This is a genomic window from Pseudolactococcus piscium (assembly GCF_002441695.1).
Taxonomy (GTDB): domain Bacteria; phylum Bacillota; class Bacilli; order Lactobacillales; family Streptococcaceae; genus Pseudolactococcus; species Pseudolactococcus piscium.
In genome coordinates, this window is record NZ_JXJW01000001.1 from 143401 (window position 1) to 161697 (window position 18297).

The following is an 18297-nucleotide window of genomic DNA, read 5'->3' on the forward strand; positions in this document are numbered from 1 at the left end:
ATAATGATGCGCGTAAAGTAGGTGTCCTATTTGTCAATTTTTAGGCGCTAGCGATTAAATTAAGGAGTGTAGAAATGACAATCACCCATCAGGAAGCTCGAAAGCAAGCGATTGAAATCGTCTCACAGATGAGTCTAGCAGAGAAAATCAGTCAAATTGATTTCGATGCATCAGCTATTGAGCGCTTAGGCATTCCCCACTATAATTATTGGAATGAGGCGCTTCATGGTGTTGCTAGGGCGGGTGTTGCAACTGTTTTCCCCCAGGCTATTGGGCTTGCTGCGACTTTTGACAAGTCCTTGGTCCGAGTAGTAGCTGAGGCGATATCTGTTGAAGGACGAGCGAAATATAACACTTACTCAGAATATGGGGACCGAGATATTTATAAGGGCTTGACGTTCTGGTCGCCAAATATCAATCTCTTTCGAGATCCACGTTGGGGAAGAGGACAAGAAACTTATGGTGAAGATCCCTACTTAACTGCGCAGATAGGTGTCGCTTTCATCAAAGGCTTGCAAGGAGATGGTAAGTATTTGCGTCTGGCAGCCTGTGCCAAACATTTTGCTGTACATAGTGGACCAGAGGAAGAACGGCATTATTTTGATGCGGTCGTCAACCCAAAAGATTTAAGTGAATTCTACTTACCCCAGTTTGAAGCCGCCATTAAAGAAGCTGATGTAGAAGCTTTCATGGGGGCATATAATGCGGTCAATGGTCAGCCGGCTTGTGTTAATGAGCAGTTGATAAAAGAGATTTTGCTTGATAAATGGGGCTTTGAAGGCCATGTCGTTAGTGACTATATGGCACTAGAAGATGTCCACGAGAACCACCATTATACAAAAACTGCTGCCGAAACGATGGCGCTAGCCATGAAAGTTGGCACTAATCTTTGTGCGGGGAAAATTTCGGATGCCTTATTTGAAGCAGTTGGTAAGGGCTTAGTCACCGAGGACGAAATCGCGGCATCTGTCGTGAAACTCTACACAACACGTGTCAGGTTAGGTATGTTTGCGGCTGATAATGATGATGATCAGATTCCTTATGAAGCCAATGCGTCTAAGGCGCATGAAGCGCTGTCCTTAGAAGCTGCAGAAAAATCGATGGTATTGCTGAAAAATGACCACTTCTTACCATTAGAGAAAGCCAGGATTAGCTCAGTCGCTGTTATCGGACCGACCGTCAGAAATATCGGCGCTTTAGCAGGGAACTATGCAGGAACAGCGAATCAATACGTGACCTTTGATGCGGGGATTCGACAAGTCTTATCTGAAGATGTGCGTGTCACTTACGCCTTAGGTTGTCATCTTTATGCTGATCATGCCGAAAGTAGTTTGTCACGTGCTAATGAGCGCGAGAGTGAGGCAGTTATTGCGGCAGCCCATGCTGATATCGCCTTGCTTTGTCTTGGATTGGATCCAACGATTGAAGGGGAACAAGGTGATTCGGGCAATATCTATGGATCGGGTGATAAAGCAAGCCTGTCATTGCCAGGTCAACAAAAAAGATTGCTAGAAAAAGTTTTGGCAACTGGTAAGCCTGTCATCGTTGTATTGACCGCGGGTAGTGCTTTGAGTTTGGATGGCTTAGAGGGTCACCCAAATGTTAAGGCGATAATCCATGCTTGGTATCCAGGCAGTCATGGCGGTAGGGCGCTTGCTAATATTTTATTTGGCGACACCAGTCCAAGTGGCAAACTACCAGTTACATTTTATAGAGATACAGTCGGTTTACCCGATTTTTCTGACTATAGTATGAGCGAGCGGACCTATCAAAATACGCAGCTTGAGGTACTCTATCCATTTGGTTATGGCTTAACTTATGGTCAGTCAGTCGTTAAGTCAGTCATGCTTGAGGACTTGGCTTTGACGATAACGCTGTCAAATATGGGCGATTATGCGTGTGAAGAAGTGCTTCAAGTTTATGCTAAAATTGATTCCGAATTTGCACCGAAAAATCATAAATTAATTGCTTTTGAGCGAGTTTTTTTGCCGAAAGCTGAGGACGTGCAAGTAACGATTCAACTAAAAAGCGATAGTTTTAAAGTTGTTAACACACAAGGAGAGTGGGTTGTTGATGGATCAACAGCCATAGTGTCAATTGATTTTGGCCAACCTAATTTAGAAAGTTCAGTAGTAGAAGTTGCGTTAGCTGAAGTATTTGTTAAGGACTAGAGTTCTCTTACTATATGAAAAATAAGCCTATTCTTAAAGCTGTATTAAAAAAATGGAGATCGTTGTCTCCATTTTTTTAATAGGTATTTGATGCTTGTACTTCTTGTATATAGTCCCGATTGTATTTGAGATTTGGTATATCAAAGTAGTGTTGCACATTTAAAGCTAATGCGCCAAAGATTGCAGCACGATCATGAAGAAAAGAGTTACGAAGGATTAATTTCTTTGCAAAAGTACTTTTTAAATTTGTTTTGATCATCTCGCTAATTTCAGGCAGCTCCTTAAATAAGTCGCCATTTAGTGTGATGATTTCTGGATCAAACATCATGACAAGAGTATTAATAGAAATAGACAACATATCAACAATTTCTTTGATAAAGTCAAGTGTTTCAGGATCATCATTTCTAAAATATTCTCGAATAATAATCATATTTACAAAGTTCATATTTTTGATTTGACTAAATTGACGGTAAATTGCTGATAGGCTTGTATATTGTTCTAAACAGCCAGAATTTCCACAAATACAACGTAGACCATCTTTTTTGATTATCGTATGACCGACTTCACCAGCATTACCACTACGTCCTTTTTCAAGAACACCATTTTGAATAATACCTGCTCGAATCCCATTTCCTAAACTGAAGTTGATGAGATAATTGCTATGTGACGTAAAGGAATATTCGCCAAAAGTTGATAAGATAGCCTCATTTTCGATATGAATGTCAAAATCATACTTATCTTGAAGGATATGGAAAAGATCGATTTGGTCAATATTTGATCGAGGGGTAAATGTGATTTTCTTGTGATCAACTGAACCGTGAATAGCAATAGTTAAGCCGATGACACCAAGATCAGTCTCTGGTAGTTTATTTATGTTTTGATCAATCAGTTGCGTAATTGTTTCGATGACATTATCTTTTGTTGTGTTGACATCTGTTTGTTTGCTTTGGGAGATAATTTGTTGGTTGAGGTAACTAGCTGTGAATTTTAGATAACCGGCATCGATGTCTAAGAGAAGAGAAGTACCTGCTTTTTCATTAAAGTAAATCATGATTGGTTTTCTGCCGCCACTTATCCCCCCTTCTCCGGTTCCTTTCTCAAAAATTATCTTGCGATCAAGTAAATTAGCGGTAATTGCTGTAATTGATGTCTTATTTAAACCGGTAATTTTAGAAAGTTGGATACGTGAAATGCCATTTGACTTAATAATTTCTTGTAAGACAATAGATACATTTTGCTCCCGAACTTTAAATTGATCTGTTTTCATATGTTGCACGCTTTCTTTTGGATTTGACTGACTATATGACCCAGTTATTAATCCAGACTTTCCTTATATTATAGCAAAAACTAGCTTAAAGGGAAACTATTAGTTTCTATTGTGCGATTAATTGTTTTTTGATTTTATTTTTTGCCCTTTTAAATATTGAGTATAGAGAATTCCCTTAATATGAAAGAAATAGGCGTATTTAAATCTTACATAAAAAAAGATAAATAAAGCCTTGCAAAAAAAGTTGAAAACGATTACAATATAATTATCGTAAGTTAGTTAGTTTTAATTACTAACTATCGAAAAGTGATATTATATTATTATGAAATGTCAACTTGTATTAATGTTTATAAGGTGGAATGAGGCATGAGATGTTGTTTTTATTGATTGTTAGACTTTTATAGTTGGTAAGTATGATAATGATGTATTATAAAACTAACTAGATATGTATAAATGGAGGTAGTATGTTTATTGACAAAAATTTTTTACTAGAAAGTGCATTAGCAAAATCATTATTTCATAATTTTGCAGAAAATGCGCCAATTATTGATTACCACTGTCATTTAGATCCTAAGCAAATTTCTGAAAATGTTCGATTCACTTCTATTACGGAACTTTGGTTAGCTGGTGATCATTATAAATGGCGTGCAATGCGAGCTTGTGGGATACCTGAAACAAAGATTACAGGGGATGCGAGTGAGTGGGAAAAATTCTATGCTTGGGCACAGACCATTGAACGTTCTTTAGGCAACCCGCTTTATCATTGGACACACCTAGAATTGAAGCACTATTTTGGTATCACAGAGTTGCTTAGTACATCAAGTGCTGAGCGGATATTTAAGTCGTGTAATCATTATCTGAGTGAACATGAGGTCACAGCGCAGTCTTTGATTTTAGCTGCTAATGTCAAATATATTGGGACGACTGATGATATGTTAAGTGACTTAAGGTATCATCAACAGCTTGCGGCTTCAAATTTCCCTTGCAAAGTTGCACCAAGTTTTCGTCCTGATCCAGTGATTGGGATTGAGAAACCTGAGTTTAGTGATTATATACAAAAAATATCTGATTTTAGAGGCAGTAAAGTGACGGGATTTTTAGATCTGGTTAACTTTTTAGAAACTCGATTGCTATATTTTACAGAAAATGGTGGTAGTGTTAGTGATCATGGTTTTACAGCTGTGCGATATGAAGCTGCTACTCCTGATGAGCTAGATCTTATTTTTGAAAAAGCGATGAGAAAAGCACCACTTGATACGGTAGAGCTTGCTAAATGGCAAGGTCAGATTATGGTCGCTCTAGGTAGGCTTTATAAGCGATATGATTGGGTTATGCAACTTCATTTTGGTGCTGTTCGTGGTACCAATACACGATTATATACTGTAGCGGGTGCTGATAGTGGTGGTGACAGTATTTATGATCAAGCTGATCTCTCGCTACAATTAAACAAGTTACTAGATAAGCTTGATCAAACAAATGAGCTACCAAGAACGATTCTTTATAACACTGATCCAAGTCAAAACGATATGATTGTAACAACCTGTGGTAATTTTCAGCTGAATGATGATGGCATCAAGAGTCGCGTACAATTTGGTGCAGGTTGGTGGTTTAATGACACCTATAGAGGGATGATTGGTCAAATGGAAAGTCTAGCCGATAACGGCCTTCTGATGAACTTTGTCGGGATGCTAACAGATTCCAGAAGTTTTCTTAGCTATTCACGTCATGATTATTTCCGTCGTATTTTTGTCAATTATGTTGCAGATAAAGTGTCACATGGCTTTTATCCGGATGATATGGCATTACTAAGTCAAATGATAGTAGATATTTGTTACAACAATGCCAAGTCCTATTTTAAGTTCAACTCCCTAAGTGAATCAGACAAATAGAAGAGGAGCTACCTAATGAAACTGACAGATAACTATCTAACGCATAGCGAGCTGTTTGCACAACAAGCAATCACGATACCAAAATATGATACCTCCCTTGTACGACAAAATACGCTAGACAATCCGGAGTGGGTTCATTTTGGTGGTGGTAACTTATATCGCTGTTTTCACGCGCAAGTCGCACAAGAGTTGCTAAATAGTGGGGATATGACGGCAGGTATTGTGCTTGTGGAAACTTTTGGTAAGGATATGATTGACGACCTTTATCACAGATTTGATAATCGGTCCTTGACTGTGGTGATGAAAGCAGATGGGACATTTGATAGAGAGTTGGTTGCATCGACTGCTGAGAGCTTGTTTGCGCACGCCAGTCGGCCAGCTGATGTGGCGAGATTACGAACAGTCTTCCAAAATCCCAGTCTAAAGTTGGTCACGATAACCATTACCGAAAAAGGCTATATCATCAAGGACTCATCCGGTAAATTATTACCAAAAGTTGCTGCTGATACGCAAGCAGTCGTCAAGTTTGAAAATATGCAACATACTATGTCTCAGTTAGCTTGCCTTTTATATGAGCGATTTATAGGTGGCGCTGCCCCGCTGGCTGTCGTATCGACTGATAATTTTTCCCATAATGGGGATAGATTGAAGGCTGCGATCCTTGAAATTGCTGACAGCTGGCTGATAGCAGGTTATGTGACACAAGCCTTTATTGAGTATGTCAGTCTAGGAGATAAAGTTAGTTTCCCCTTATCGATGATTGATCGCATTACGCCACAGCCGAATCAGGAGATTGGGGAGGAGCTAGCTGACGCAGGGATTGACGACATGCTGCCATTTATCTCGACCACACAAGGCATGCGCTTATCAGCTTTTGTCAATACAGAAGCAGTCCACTATCTGGCAATAGAAGATGACTTTCCAAATGGTCGGCCAGCGCTTGACAAGGCTAGTGGGGTGTTACTAAGTAACCGTGATACGATCAATAAGGCAGACTTGATGAAAGTATGTACGTGCTTGAATCCCTTACACACAACGCTTGCTATTTTCGGGTGTTTACTTGGCTTTGATCGCATCTACAAGGAAGTCAATGACAAGGATTTATTAAGTTTGATTGAACAAATAGGGTTTGTTGAAGGCTTGCCTGTGGTAGAAAATCCAGGCATTATTGACCCGGTTACCTTTATGAATGAGGTCATTTATCAACGCTTTGCTAATCCAAATATTCCTGATACACCGCAAAGAATTGCTGCTGACACCTCTCAAAAGATTGGGATACGCTTTGGTGAAACGCTAAAAGCATATGTCTTAGCACCTGATAAAGAGGTGCAGGCATTAACCTTCATTCCCTTAACAATTGCTGCATGGTGTCGCTATTTACTAGCGGTTGATGATCAAGGTCGGCCATTTGTGGTCAGTTCTGATCCCTTGCTTGATGAACTCCAATCACAGCTATCAAGTGTGGCCTTGGGTGATCAAGTAGATATGTGGCCTGTGCTAGCACCGATTTTAAGTAACAAACGCATTTTTGGTGTTGATCTGGTCGAGATTGGCCTATCTGATAAAATATCAGGATTTTTTGCCCAACTGATAAAAGGTCCTGGTAGTGTAAGACGTGCGCTGAAAGAGACCTTAGCATCTCATGCTAAGGTGATTGAAAAATAATAAAGAAGAGAGAAATAAGATGAAAATGACGATGCGTTGGTATGGTAAACAAGATGATCCAGTTAAGATTGACTACATTCGACAAGTCCCTGGTATGACAGGGATCGTCGGTAGTTTGTTTGATGTCCCAGTAGGCGAGGTTTGGCCAGAAGATAAAATTTTAGCACTTAAAACAGATGTTGAACAAGCAGGGTTAACCTTAGAAGTAATCGAATCAGTAAATATTCATGAGGACATTAAGTTGGGCTTGCCTTCACGTGATAGATACATAGAGAATTATAAAGAGACGATTCGCCGTCTGGCAAAAATTGGCATTAAAGTGATCTGCTATAATTTTATGCCAGTCTTTGATTGGATGAAAACGGAAATGGCCTATCCACTAGCAGATGGGTCGACAACCATGGCATTCTTCCTAGAAGGTGTCCAAAAAACGCCGCAAGAAGTTGCTGATGATGTCATGTCACAAAACGAAGGGCTAGCCCTACCAGGATGGGAACCAGAACGTTTAGTAGATATCACAAAACTGATCGCCCAATATCAAGATGTAACAGAAGCAGACCTGAGAAACAATCTCACCTATTTTCTACAGCAAATTATCCCGGTTTGTGAGGCAGTTGATATTAAAATGGCTATCCACCCAGATGACCCACCCTATTCTATTTTTGGCTTGCCGCGCATCGTTAAGAACCGTGATGATCTAGCCTATATTTGTGAGGCAGTTGATTCACCCTATAATGGGATTACCATGTGTACAGGCTCTATCGGTGAAGATCCTGATAATGATCTTGTGGCGATCGTGGCAGAGTTTGCTAAACGAGATCGGATTCCTTTTGCCCACGTTAGAAATGTCAAATTTATAGAGGCTGGGGGGCGTGACTGCTATGAATCTGCCCACTATAGTCCCTATGGCTCACATGATTTATTTGAGGTCATGGCAGCCTTATACGATAATGGATTTGATGGGTATATTCGACCGGATCATGGGCGCATGATTTGGGGAGAAACAGGTCGTCCAGGATATGGGCTCTATGATAGAGCCCTTGGTGCTATGTACTTGACAGGCCTGTGGGAAGCATTAGAAAAGAGACATGTTTGATGAGGTGTATCATGAAAAAACAAGTTATTTTAAATCAGATTGCATCGGCTGGTGTGATTGCTGTTGTTCGGGGTGACTCAAAAGAGGCGGCAGTAAAGGCCGCAAATGCCCTTGTTTTAGGTGGGATTGTTGGTCTTGAGATAACCTATACAGTACCCGATGCTAGTCAAGCGATTTCAGAGTTGCGTGCAGCATATCAAGATCATGCCGGCATTGTGATTGGTGCTGGGACAGTCCTGGATGCCATAACTGCAAGGCTAGCAATCATGTCTGGTGCAACATTCATTGTCAGCCCAACATTTGACATAGAAACTGCTGAAATCTGTAATCTCTATCAAATTCCTTATCTACCGGGATGTATGACGATTACTGAAATGAAAACTGCACTTAAGGCAGGGGTAGACATCATCAAACTTTTCCCAGGTAATGTCTACGATCCTAGTATTATCTCAAGTTTTAAAGCCCCATTGCCACAACTTAACATCATGCCAACAGGTGGGGTGTCCGTAGCAAATATGGCAGACTGGTTTAAAGCGGGCGTGATCGCTGTCGGTGCGGGTGGTAATCTGCTAGCCCCAGCAGCTAGTGGCGATTATGCTGGTGTCACAGCGATGGCAAAACAATATGCTGAAAAATATGCTGAAATTTCTCAGAAATAAAAAGTGGGTAAGCGATGAAAATATTAACCTTAGGGGAAATCATGTTACGTTTGTCATCAGCAAGCGGGCAACGTCTATCAAATACGTCATCTTTGAGCTGCCATTATGGAGGTGGTGAAGCTAACGTCGCCATTTCTTTAGCAAATTTTGGTCATGACGCCTACTTTGCCAGTCTGGTGCCAGATAACCTATTAGGTCTAGGAGTCAAACAACACTTACAGTATTATGGGGTGCATACGGATTATTTGCTATTTGGTGGCGAACGTTTAGGGACTTATTATCTAGAGACAGGTGTCAGTCAGCGCGGGAGTCAGGTCATATATGACCGTGCATACTCAAGTTTTTCTCAAATCTCAAATGATATATGGCAAGATGCCACGCTGTTTACAGGGATTGACTTGTTTCATATCTCAGGGATTACCCCAGCCTTATCTGAGGACTGGCAAGTTTTGACCAAACAACTCATTCAAAAAGCCAGGCTAGCAGGGTGTAAAATCAGTTTGGATATCAACTATCGAGGCAAACTTTGGACACAAGCAGCTGCAGGTCTGGTTATTCGGGAGTTATTACCACTAGTTGACTATTGTTCGGCAGGTGAGCTGGATGCCAGATACATTCTAGCCTTATTTGATGACAAAGCGATATCAGTTGACTTGCTAACTTGCTATCAGAAAATGGTAGCGACCTATCCGAATCTTGCTGTCATTTATTCGACCAAGCGTCAAGTCAGATCGGCTTCAGAAAATGACTTACAAGGGTTTATTTATAGGGATGGACACTTGAGCATGTCTCAAGCATATCACATCAGCCCGATCATTGACCGTGTTGGTAGTGGGGATGCTTTTTCAGCTGGTATCTTACATGGTATTTTAAAGGGGTGGGATGCACAGGAAATCATCACATTTGGGACAGCGGCATGTGTCCTCAAGCACACAATCGAAGGGGACCGTAACCTGTTTACTGAAAGAGAAGTACTAAGGTTTCAAAAGCAAGGGTCTGGAGACATCAAGCGTTAAGCTAATCTTGCTTACAAAAGTTCGTTGACCCAACTAACATATATTGGTATAATAAAAAAAAGAGAGAACAGATGTTAAAGTTAAGTTAATCTAATGAATAGATGAAGCGCATGACATACTGAACTAGGGGTGAGTGAAATGGCAAAAAAAGCAAATCTTGATGTTGTTCGAGAAAATAATCGTAAGCTAGTCCTACAAACGCTATTTAATGCCGATAAAACATCTCGAAGCTCAATTTCTAAACTAGTTGGCCTACAAAAGTCAACAGTCTCTTCTATTTTTTTAGATTTGGAAGCTGAAGGGTTTGTTCAAGAACTGGGTATTGGCGAATCGTCAAACGTTGGTGGTAGAAAACCGAGTATGATCCGCTTTAATCGGCAATACGGCTATGTCTTAGCTTTTGATTTTGGGGTTAGACATTTGAGATATACCCTCAACCATTTGAGTGGCGAAACGATTCGTGATGGGGCAATCGCCATTAAGTCAAAGCAAGTTGGGCCAGTCTTTGAGGAGATGAAGAAAATCATCGATACGATAGCGATTCCTGATACAATCAATGGCTTGGTTGGTATCGCTATCGCTGTACATGCCCCTGTCTTTAATAATCAAATTATTTACAGTCCTTTCTTTGATTTTGATGCCTTCGACTTAGTTGGGGAATTAGAAAAATTGACAGATGTACCAGTTATCATGGAAAATGAAGCAAACCTTGCTGCTATTTTTTATCGAGATTACCATGTGTATGATGAGACGATTGAGTATCAAGACTTTATTTCACTCAATATCCATAATGGGATTGGCGTAGGTATTATCTGTAACGGGCAAATTTTTAGGGGTGTGAATGGTCTGGCAGGAGAAGTAGGGCGGACGATTATGTTTGATCCCAAGTCAAGTCTGACTGCGGGAGAACCATTACCGAGACTAGAAGATTTGTATTCAGAAAATGCGATTATTAGTCGCGTTGCAGCCAATAAACAGATTCCTCATCTATCACGTAAAGCATTTCTTGACCTACTAAGAGAAAAAGATAGTAGCGTCATGCCCTTGATGGCAGAGTGGCAGATTGCGATTGCAACGTTCATCTATAATCTCAATCAACTTTACGCACCACAAGCGATTTTTATCTCCTCAAGAATTTTTGATAATTTTCCAGAAATCACACAAGCTACCTTGACGATTGTTGACGAGCTTGACAGTGTCCATAAGCCTGACTTGATTATTTCAGATTCTTCTGTCCATGATGCGTCGATGCTAGGCGGTGTCGCCTTGATTTCACGTAAAATATTAGGCTTATCCGATTATGTGCTAACATTTTCTTTATAGAATTAGGTAGAAGTGAGTCCTTAACCTATTCAAGTGAAATAGAAAAAATACGACAATTTGATCTGTCGTATTTTTTTCGTATGATAAGTCTATCCGATACGGTTGCCTCTAATTCTCTATTTAGTCAACCTTATCTGCAATCGCAGTTTTGCCTGCGATACGACCAAATGTGAAGATGTCTGTTAGAGAGTTACCACCTAGGCGGTTACCGGCATGGATACCACCTGCTACCTCACCTGCAGCGTAAAGACCTGGAATGATTTGGCTAGATGCATCTAAGACATGCGTTTTTGTATCAATTTTCAAGCCACCCATTGTATGATGCACGGCTGGTTTTCTTGGTGTTGCGTAAAATGGTGCCCGCTCAACTTTCAAGTCAAACACATCCTTGCCAAATTCTGGATCTTCTCCCTTATCAACATAACTGTTATAGTTGTTGATTGTTGTGACGAATACAGTGGGATCAATTGCTAATTTTTCGGCTAGCGCTTCAAGAGAATCCGCTTTAAATAGTGTCCCGTTTGCAACTTGACGATCTATTTTTTCCTGACTGGTATTATAGGCTGTATTTTTGATGTTTTCATCAGCAATCAAGTAGAACAATGACCCATTATCAATCGCAGCTTGGGTTAACTGGTCACGACTGCCATATTCATTGACAAACCGTTTACCTGATTGGTTGACCATGACGAAGTTTTGTGGTGGGACTTGAAGACCACTAAATAAGGCACCAGTCTCAGGATCAGAGACGGGCATCATTTGAGAAAATCCCATGCCAGTTAAATCAGCTCCAGCACTTTGTCCGAGTACAATACCATCACCTGTAATTGCTGGAGAATTAGAGGTTTTGATGTCATCGGCAATTTCAGTCCAGTAGGTATTATAGGCTTTCAGCATCTTAGTATTGGCACCGAATCCGCCTGTTGTTAAGATGACAGCTTTGGCATGAACAGTGACTTTCCCACCAGCTAAACCAGTGCCTTCAATCCCGCTGACTTGCCCATCTTTGATGATGAGGCTTTCTACTGGGGTATCCGTAATGATTTCCCCCCCATTTGCTTCAACAAAGGTTTGTAGCGCTGAAACAAAAGCATAGCCTTCACTTTTAAGTGGTTTATGACCACGGCGCCAAAGGGCACCAACTGGCATTGACACTTCATCTGGATCAAATGCAACGCCAATCTCTTCTAGCCATTTAACAGATTCTAAAGCACGGTCTGTCAGGATTTTGACCAGATCATATTGACCATAAATCACATTGCCGAGTTGGTCAGTCCGTTTGCCTCCCAGATAGGTTTGTAATCTATGGAAAATAGCTGAATCAAACAAGTACCCCTGTGTCCCCTCGATATCATTCAGGTAGGCTGTGACTTGGGCCTTAAAAGATTTAAAATCTGCTAAATATTCAGGGTCTATTAGACTTTCATCGATAGCTGCCATTTCTTGTAGGGTATGGCTCTCTCCAAGATTAGCCGCAAATGTATTTTGCCAAGTAGGATCAGCCGCATTCATAGGGCCGCCAGTTCTGACCGTATTTCCACCTACGGCTGGGAATTTTTCAACGACGATGACTTTTTTACCTGACTGCAAAATAGTAGCAGCAGCAGCTAATCCAGCGCCACCCGCCCCAACAACGACAACATCAGTCTCATATGTTTCGTCGCCATGATATTGTGCGCTTGCCGCTTTTGCGCGTTTTCTAAGCGTATCAGGATTAGCACCAGCTAGTTTAACCGCTTTTGCGACACCATCAAGCACCCCATTACTTGTTACTGATGCACCAGAAATAATATCCACATTTAGGGTTTGTCCTTCAATGATTTGTGTTGGCATTCTAGTAAAGACAACGTCAGCTATCCCCTGTGATTCACCAGACGTATCGATGTCGATTGTTTTAATACTATCTTCAGTAAATGTGACAACCATCGGCAGGTCACCGTTATGACCGACAGTCGTTACCGCATAGTCACCGGGTTCAAAAACAAGATCCTCAGGCACATTTAACAGATTAGCGACTTTAGTGAACCTCATGAATCGTAAGAAGCAGCTTTCAAGGAAATTAATGGTCCCTTCAACTTTTAATTGACCAGCTGCATCAAAGGCAAGATTTGCCTGTCCAAGTAGAAATTCATAACCAGGCATGACTGCTGCATTAACGCCGGGCGCATCTAGAATTTGACGCAAATGTAATTGCGCGCGTGATGAGCCTTGGACATCTAGTGAAGCCCCGACGATCATCACTGGTTTCCCGTCAAGTGGATGTAAATTAAACGATAACCATTCAAGTAAACTCTTTAAACTAGAGGGGATGGAATGATTGTATTCTGGCGTTGCGATGATCACACCATCAGCATCCGTTATTTTTTGATTAAATGCTTGAATGAGAGGGGAATAAGAGGCATCTTTTGATTCGTTAAACATGGGCACATCTTTAATTTCGAGAATCTCTATTTCTGCTTGCTCACTAAAGTGATCTTTCATAAAAGTTAATAACAAGCGATTGTATGATGCTTTGGCATTTGTGCCTACAAGTCCGATAAATTTCATTTTGCCACACCTCCATTTACGTTTTCCCAAGCAAATTTTCGTTTACTTGCTGCCTGCTCAGGATTTTTTTTGCTAATCTCATTTGTCATGTCTGCAAATGATAAGAATTCAGCGAAATCTCCCTCTAGTTCAACTACCTTATCTTGATTAAGCAAGGTAGGCGTCTCATCAAAGGCTTCAAGAGATCTGCCTAAGAAAAATTCTGATCCTGGTAAAATTCGCGCTTTCAGCTCAGGTGCATCTAGAATCTGACGCAGATGAGTTTGTGCGCGAGAGGTGCCAAGTGAACCGTGTGAGGCACCAACAATCATGACTGGTTTTTCGATTAAAGGGCGTGTTGTATACGACAGCCACTCAAGCACGCTCTTCAAGGCAGCAGGGATGGAGTGATCGTATTCTGGCGTTGCGATGATAACACCGTCAGAAGCAGTGATTTTCTCAGATAACAATTTGACTTCAAGTGGCGCTGTTTTGTCATCTGGCTCATTAAAAGCAGGGATATCAGCAATTTCACAAATTGTAATTGTTGCTGATGGGGCAAAGTGTTGCTTCATAAATTGGAGCAGCTTGCGATTGGTTGAGCTGTCTGCATTGGTGCCGACGATTCCGATTAGGTTCATGAGTTTCCCTTTCTGAGTAACTTTGAATTCGCTTTCAAAGTTTGTGACTTAACTAACTTAAGTTTAATCCTATCCGTTGAAAATGTAAAATAGTTTTATGGTTATCGGGTTATAACAATTTTGTTATAATAAGTAAAAAGGAGCATAGCATGGCACAACTTTATTCTCAACAAACCTTACATTACTTGGATATCTTGTTAAAACATGGTAACTTTACCAAGGCGGCCAAGGATTTATATGTCTCACAGCCACATCTGACACAAACAATCAAACGGATTGAAATTGAACTGGGGGCAAAAATCATTAATCGAGATGTTACCCCATTGCAACTGACAGCAGCAGGAAAGGTCTATCATCAGTATTTAATGACTGCTGAAAATAGAAAGGAAAAGTTTCGGCAACAGCTGTTCCAATATACCAATCCGGATAAAAAAGTCATACATATCGGTATTTTATCCAGTCTAGGCTCATTTTTACTGCCCTTATTTTTACCAGAATTTATGCGGACCTTTCCAGATGTCAAAATAGAGTTGCATGAAGCATTGCCTGAAATAAATGAAGCAAAAATTCTAAATGGGCAGATTGATTTTTTCATCGGTCAAAATCCTGAAACCATTTCCCCGAATCTTAAAAAGATACATTTTGGCAACCATGGTTATTTTGCCTTGATTCCCAAATGTTCTACGCTTTATCAACCAGGTCACTATCGCATACCAGACCAGGCTATCCCGCTCAAAACGCTTTTAAAGGAACCCTTAATTTTGACTAAGAGAGGGTCAGCGATTCGCAGACAAGTGGATTATCTCCTGCAAAAATATAAGATACAGCCTAATATTGTCTTAGAGACCAATAACATTTATACGGCGATTAATCTCTCTAGAGAAAATGCAGGGGTAACCTTGTTTGCTGAAAGTATCAAAGTGGTTGATCAGCATCAGGCATTTAACATCTACAAACTGCCACTATCCTTGCTGTCCTTAGACTATTTTATTAGCTATGATACAAAAAAAATTCTCGATCCAATCGATCAAGAATTCCTTACTTATTTTGAAAAGGCCAGCGCTAAACTAGGGTAACTGATTTTTCATCGCGTTTTGACTAGCAGCCATCTGATTATCTTTTGTGATGACAATCGCTTCGATACCCTCAATCTGGTTGACTTGTTTGATGATAGTAGCGGCTGGTTTACCAAAAAGCTGAGTTGTCCATATTTCCCCATCTAATGATTGTTTTGAGATGATGGTTAAGCTTGCTAGGTCATTTACGACAGGATACCCTGTTTTACTATCAAATATATGATGGAAAATATGCCCATCACGTTTTAAGTTACGTTCATAGATGCCACTCGTCACGACGGATAGGTCGTTTATTTTTAAGACAAGGACATTGTTGCCTCTCGGGAGAGCAGGATTTTGAATGCCAATGTGCCATGCATCAGACGTTTCTCTAGGCGACTTACCAAAAGTCAGAACATTGCCACCTAAGTCGATAAAGCCAGCACTTGCCTGCTCACTTTTAAAATAGGCCATGATTTGATCAGCGAAATAACCTTTGGCTAGGGCGCCTAAATCAATCTCCATTCCCTTTTCCTTCAAAAAGATCGTCTGCTGTTCCTCATCTAAGATGATGTTGTTAGGATCTACAAAGGGTAAGGTGCGATTAATGCTATCCTGACTAGGCTGCTGCGCGTCTTTAAAGCCAACATGCCAGAGTTTGATTAAGGGACCAATCGCAATATTTAGCAAACCCTCTGCTTTGAGGCTTTCCCTCTTACCGATTTTGATGAGGTCGAACAAGTCTTGCGGCACCTTGACTGCTTGTCTACCTGCTTGTCGATTAATCTGCATTAAGTGTGAGCTAGGATCATTTGCACTAAATATATGTTCATACTCCCTTAATCTGTTAAATGCTTCATCTAACAATGCCTCGTGTTGTGGATGCGCAACACCACACCTGATGACAGTCCCCATCAGGTTGCTACTTTTTTCTGTGAACATTTTTGCTTCCTTATCATGTCTCCGATTTTGATAGTCTCATTTTAACACATTTTTTTCAGTAACAGATGCTAAACTTGTTGCATTAGGAAAAGAACTTAGTTTACCTATGTAAAATAGATTCGTATTTTTCTGATAGCCTTAAGCATCTCGTCCAAATAGCCCATAGTCACAGTAAACCGTGGACTTAGAGACCAGTTTTGAGCTATAATTTAGGTAATAGCGATTTCCTTACTGAGTTGAACTTTAACAAGCAAGCGTAAAATAATCGCCATGATATGGCTAAGTATAGAGCAGGAAGTAGATGAGTATGACAAATGTATGGATTTTCTTAGGTATTTTAGGCCTACTTTTTATCATCACAAGCTTGATAACTTGTGTTGAACGTTTAAAACTTAGACGGGAAGTCCGTCGAAACTGGGGAAGACCTGCCAGACGAACTAGAAAAGACAGCGAAGCAAGTTTAAAAGAGGCTTGGCAGATGGCACAGAAATATACAGCATTTGATGCCCAAGTCGATGAGTTAACCTGGTATGATTTAGATTTATTTAGTGTTTTCCAAAACCTGAATAGTACCCAGTCTAGTATTGGCTCTGAAGCACTTTATCAGAGACTACGACACTATAATCTCTCTTCAGAGGATAATGCGCGCCTAGAAAAACTCATTCTTTTTTTTGAGGCACATCCAGATAGACGTGATCAGGTGCGATATCACTTCGCCTGCTTAGGAAAGAGAGATCATAATTTTGTGGCCCAGTACCTATCTGAGACCAAGTCGCAAAAACTACCAAATTTAACCTTTTATCTGGCTTGTGCTTGCCTACCCATCGTGTCATTGATCTTGGCGATTTTCCAACCTGTTCTTGGGGTATTGCTGCTGATTGGGTCTCTGGTCTTTAATATTTGTTACTATCAGTTTAAGAAGGTTGCTTTAGAAACCGAGCTAAATAGTATGAGTTATTTAGTACAGACAATCGCAGTCGCCAAAAAAGTTGCTAAAATCCAGACGCCATTTCAAACTGCCTTAGTCGATAATCTTAGACCGATTCAAGCCATTTCAAGAGTTGGCTTATCTTTTCGGGTTAAAACTGGGTCAGAAGGAGAAGTGTTTTTTGACTATTTGAATGCGGTAGTGATGTTACCCTTTATCGCCTATAATTTGGTCATATCAAAAATTATGCACCATGATCAGGAAGCCAAAAAAGTCTGGGAATTGCTTGGCGAACTTGAAGTTGCACTGGCCATTTTAAATTTACAGGTAGCAACTGATACCCCCATCTGTCAGCCCGTTTTTACAAGCGATTTTAAGGTATCAGCTACTGACATGACCCATCCCCTTTTGGAAGATGCTGTCGCTAATCCTGTCAATTGGCAAAAGCATATGCTTGTCACGGGATCAAATGCCTCTGGTAAATCATCCTATGTGAAGGCACTGGCGATTAACTGTATCCTGGCGAATGCCATCAATCGGGTTTATGCGACAGCTTTTAGTCTGCCTAGAGCACATGTCGTGACATCAATGGCTATCGAAGACAACATTTTTGAAGGGGACAGTTATTTTATAGCTGAAATAAAATCTGTCAAACGGATTCTGGACTTAGTGTCAAACCAGATACCTTGCCTTTGTTTTGTTGATGAAATTTTAAAGGGAACGAATACGATCGAGCGGATTTCTGCGTCTAGTAGTTTGGTTCATTGGTTGGCTAACTATCAAGAAGTGTTAAGTATGGTGGCAACACATGATATCGAATTGACTGAAATTTTAGCGCATGATTGTGACAATATCCATTTTGAAGAAAAAATCACTGAATCAAATGGTGTCACCTTTGACTATCGGTGTCAAGTGGGACCAGCTAAAACAAGAAATGCCATCGCTTTATTAGAGGTCTTACATTATCCAGAGGCGGTAGTAGCAAACGCGAGTACCATGGCTGAAAACTTTGATAAGACTAGAAAATGGCAAGTATTAGAACAAGAGACAATAGTAGCAAGTAACTAAAAGTCACAAAATAGGCCCCATCAATTTGATGGAGGGCCTATTTTTTATTGC

Annotated in this window: 13 protein-coding genes; 9 read left to right on the top strand and 4 right to left on the bottom strand. The window is 40.6% G+C overall.

What is annotated here, in order from left to right:
* The first annotated feature begins 74 nt into the window (after nucleotides 1-74).
* Nucleotides 75-2171 carry a glycoside hydrolase family 3 C-terminal domain-containing protein gene (locus tag RU86_RS00615; protein WP_096813548.1) on the top strand — a complete coding sequence of 699 codons (2097 nt, stop codon included), beginning with the start codon at nucleotides 75-77 and terminating at the stop codon, nucleotides 2169-2171.
* A 76-nt stretch (nucleotides 2172-2247) separates the two neighbouring features.
* Here RU86_RS00615 and RU86_RS00620 read toward each other — a convergent pair whose 3' ends face one another.
* On the bottom strand, nucleotides 2248-3438 hold the full coding sequence (locus RU86_RS00620; protein WP_096813549.1) for an ROK family protein: 1191 nt from the start codon (nucleotides 3436-3438) through the stop codon (nucleotides 2248-2250).
* 464 nt (nucleotides 3439-3902) lie between these two features.
* Here RU86_RS00620 and uxaC point away from each other — a divergent pair, with 464 nt between their 5' ends.
* The 6 genes from uxaC to RU86_RS00650 all read left to right on the top strand — a co-directional run bounded on the left by uxaC (nucleotide 3903) and on the right by RU86_RS00650 (nucleotide 11086).
* Nucleotides 3903-5327, top strand: a complete 1425-nt coding sequence (gene uxaC, locus RU86_RS00625) for a glucuronate isomerase (RefSeq protein WP_096813550.1) — start codon at nucleotides 3903-3905, stop codon at nucleotides 5325-5327.
* 15 nt (nucleotides 5328-5342) lie between these two features.
* Nucleotides 5343-6992 (top strand): mannitol dehydrogenase family protein, encoded by a 1650-nt coding sequence (locus tag RU86_RS00630; protein ID WP_096813551.1) that lies wholly within the window; start codon nucleotides 5343-5345, stop codon nucleotides 6990-6992.
* Between the two features lie 19 nt (nucleotides 6993-7011).
* Complete coding sequence (gene uxuA / locus RU86_RS00635; RefSeq protein ID WP_096813611.1) at nucleotides 7012-8088, top strand: mannonate dehydratase; 1077 nt, start codon at nucleotides 7012-7014, stop codon at nucleotides 8086-8088.
* 11 nt (nucleotides 8089-8099) lie between these two features.
* Nucleotides 8100-8747, top strand: coding sequence for a bifunctional 4-hydroxy-2-oxoglutarate aldolase/2-dehydro-3-deoxy-phosphogluconate aldolase (locus RU86_RS00640; RefSeq protein WP_096813612.1), 648 nt, complete (start codon nucleotides 8100-8102; stop codon nucleotides 8745-8747).
* 14 nt (nucleotides 8748-8761) lie between these two features.
* The gene (locus RU86_RS00645) at nucleotides 8762-9763 is read left to right on the top strand and encodes a sugar kinase (RefSeq protein ID WP_096813552.1); all 1002 of its coding nucleotides are present in this window, start codon (nucleotides 8762-8764) and stop codon (nucleotides 9761-9763) included.
* Between the two features lie 138 nt (nucleotides 9764-9901).
* Entirely contained in the window at nucleotides 9902-11086 is a 1185-nt protein-coding gene (locus RU86_RS00650) for an ROK family protein (protein WP_096813553.1), read from the top strand.
* Nucleotides 11087-11206: 120 nt separating this feature from the next.
* On the opposite strand, the gene RU86_RS00655 is transcribed toward RU86_RS00650, so the two are convergent.
* Entirely contained in the window at nucleotides 11207-13633 is a 2427-nt protein-coding gene (locus RU86_RS00655; protein ID WP_096813554.1) for a flavocytochrome c, read from the bottom strand.
* Nucleotides 13630-14253: an NADPH-dependent FMN reductase gene (locus RU86_RS00660; protein ID WP_096813555.1), complete on the bottom strand. Its 624-nt coding sequence runs from the start codon at nucleotides 14251-14253 to the stop codon at nucleotides 13630-13632. Before RU86_RS00660 ends, RU86_RS00655 begins: the two co-directional genes overlap by 4 nt.
* Before the next feature lie 149 nt (nucleotides 14254-14402).
* Here RU86_RS00660 and RU86_RS00665 point away from each other — a divergent pair, with 149 nt between their 5' ends.
* Nucleotides 14403-15329 carry a LysR family transcriptional regulator gene (locus RU86_RS00665; RefSeq protein WP_096813556.1) on the top strand — a complete coding sequence of 309 codons (927 nt, stop codon included), beginning with the start codon at nucleotides 14403-14405 and terminating at the stop codon, nucleotides 15327-15329.
* Here the strand turns inward: RU86_RS00665 and RU86_RS00670 are convergent.
* Complete coding sequence (locus tag RU86_RS00670; RefSeq protein WP_096813557.1) at nucleotides 15321-16250, bottom strand: FAD:protein FMN transferase; 930 nt, start codon at nucleotides 16248-16250, stop codon at nucleotides 15321-15323. The two genes, RU86_RS00665 and RU86_RS00670, sit on opposite strands and share 9 nt — an antisense overlap.
* Nucleotides 16251-16557: 307 nt before the next feature.
* Between RU86_RS00670 and RU86_RS00675 the strand changes: the two genes are divergently transcribed.
* Entirely contained in the window at nucleotides 16558-18246 is a 1689-nt protein-coding gene (locus RU86_RS00675; protein ID WP_342743755.1) for a MutS-related protein, read from the top strand.
* Nucleotides 18247-18297 lie beyond the last annotated feature (51 nt).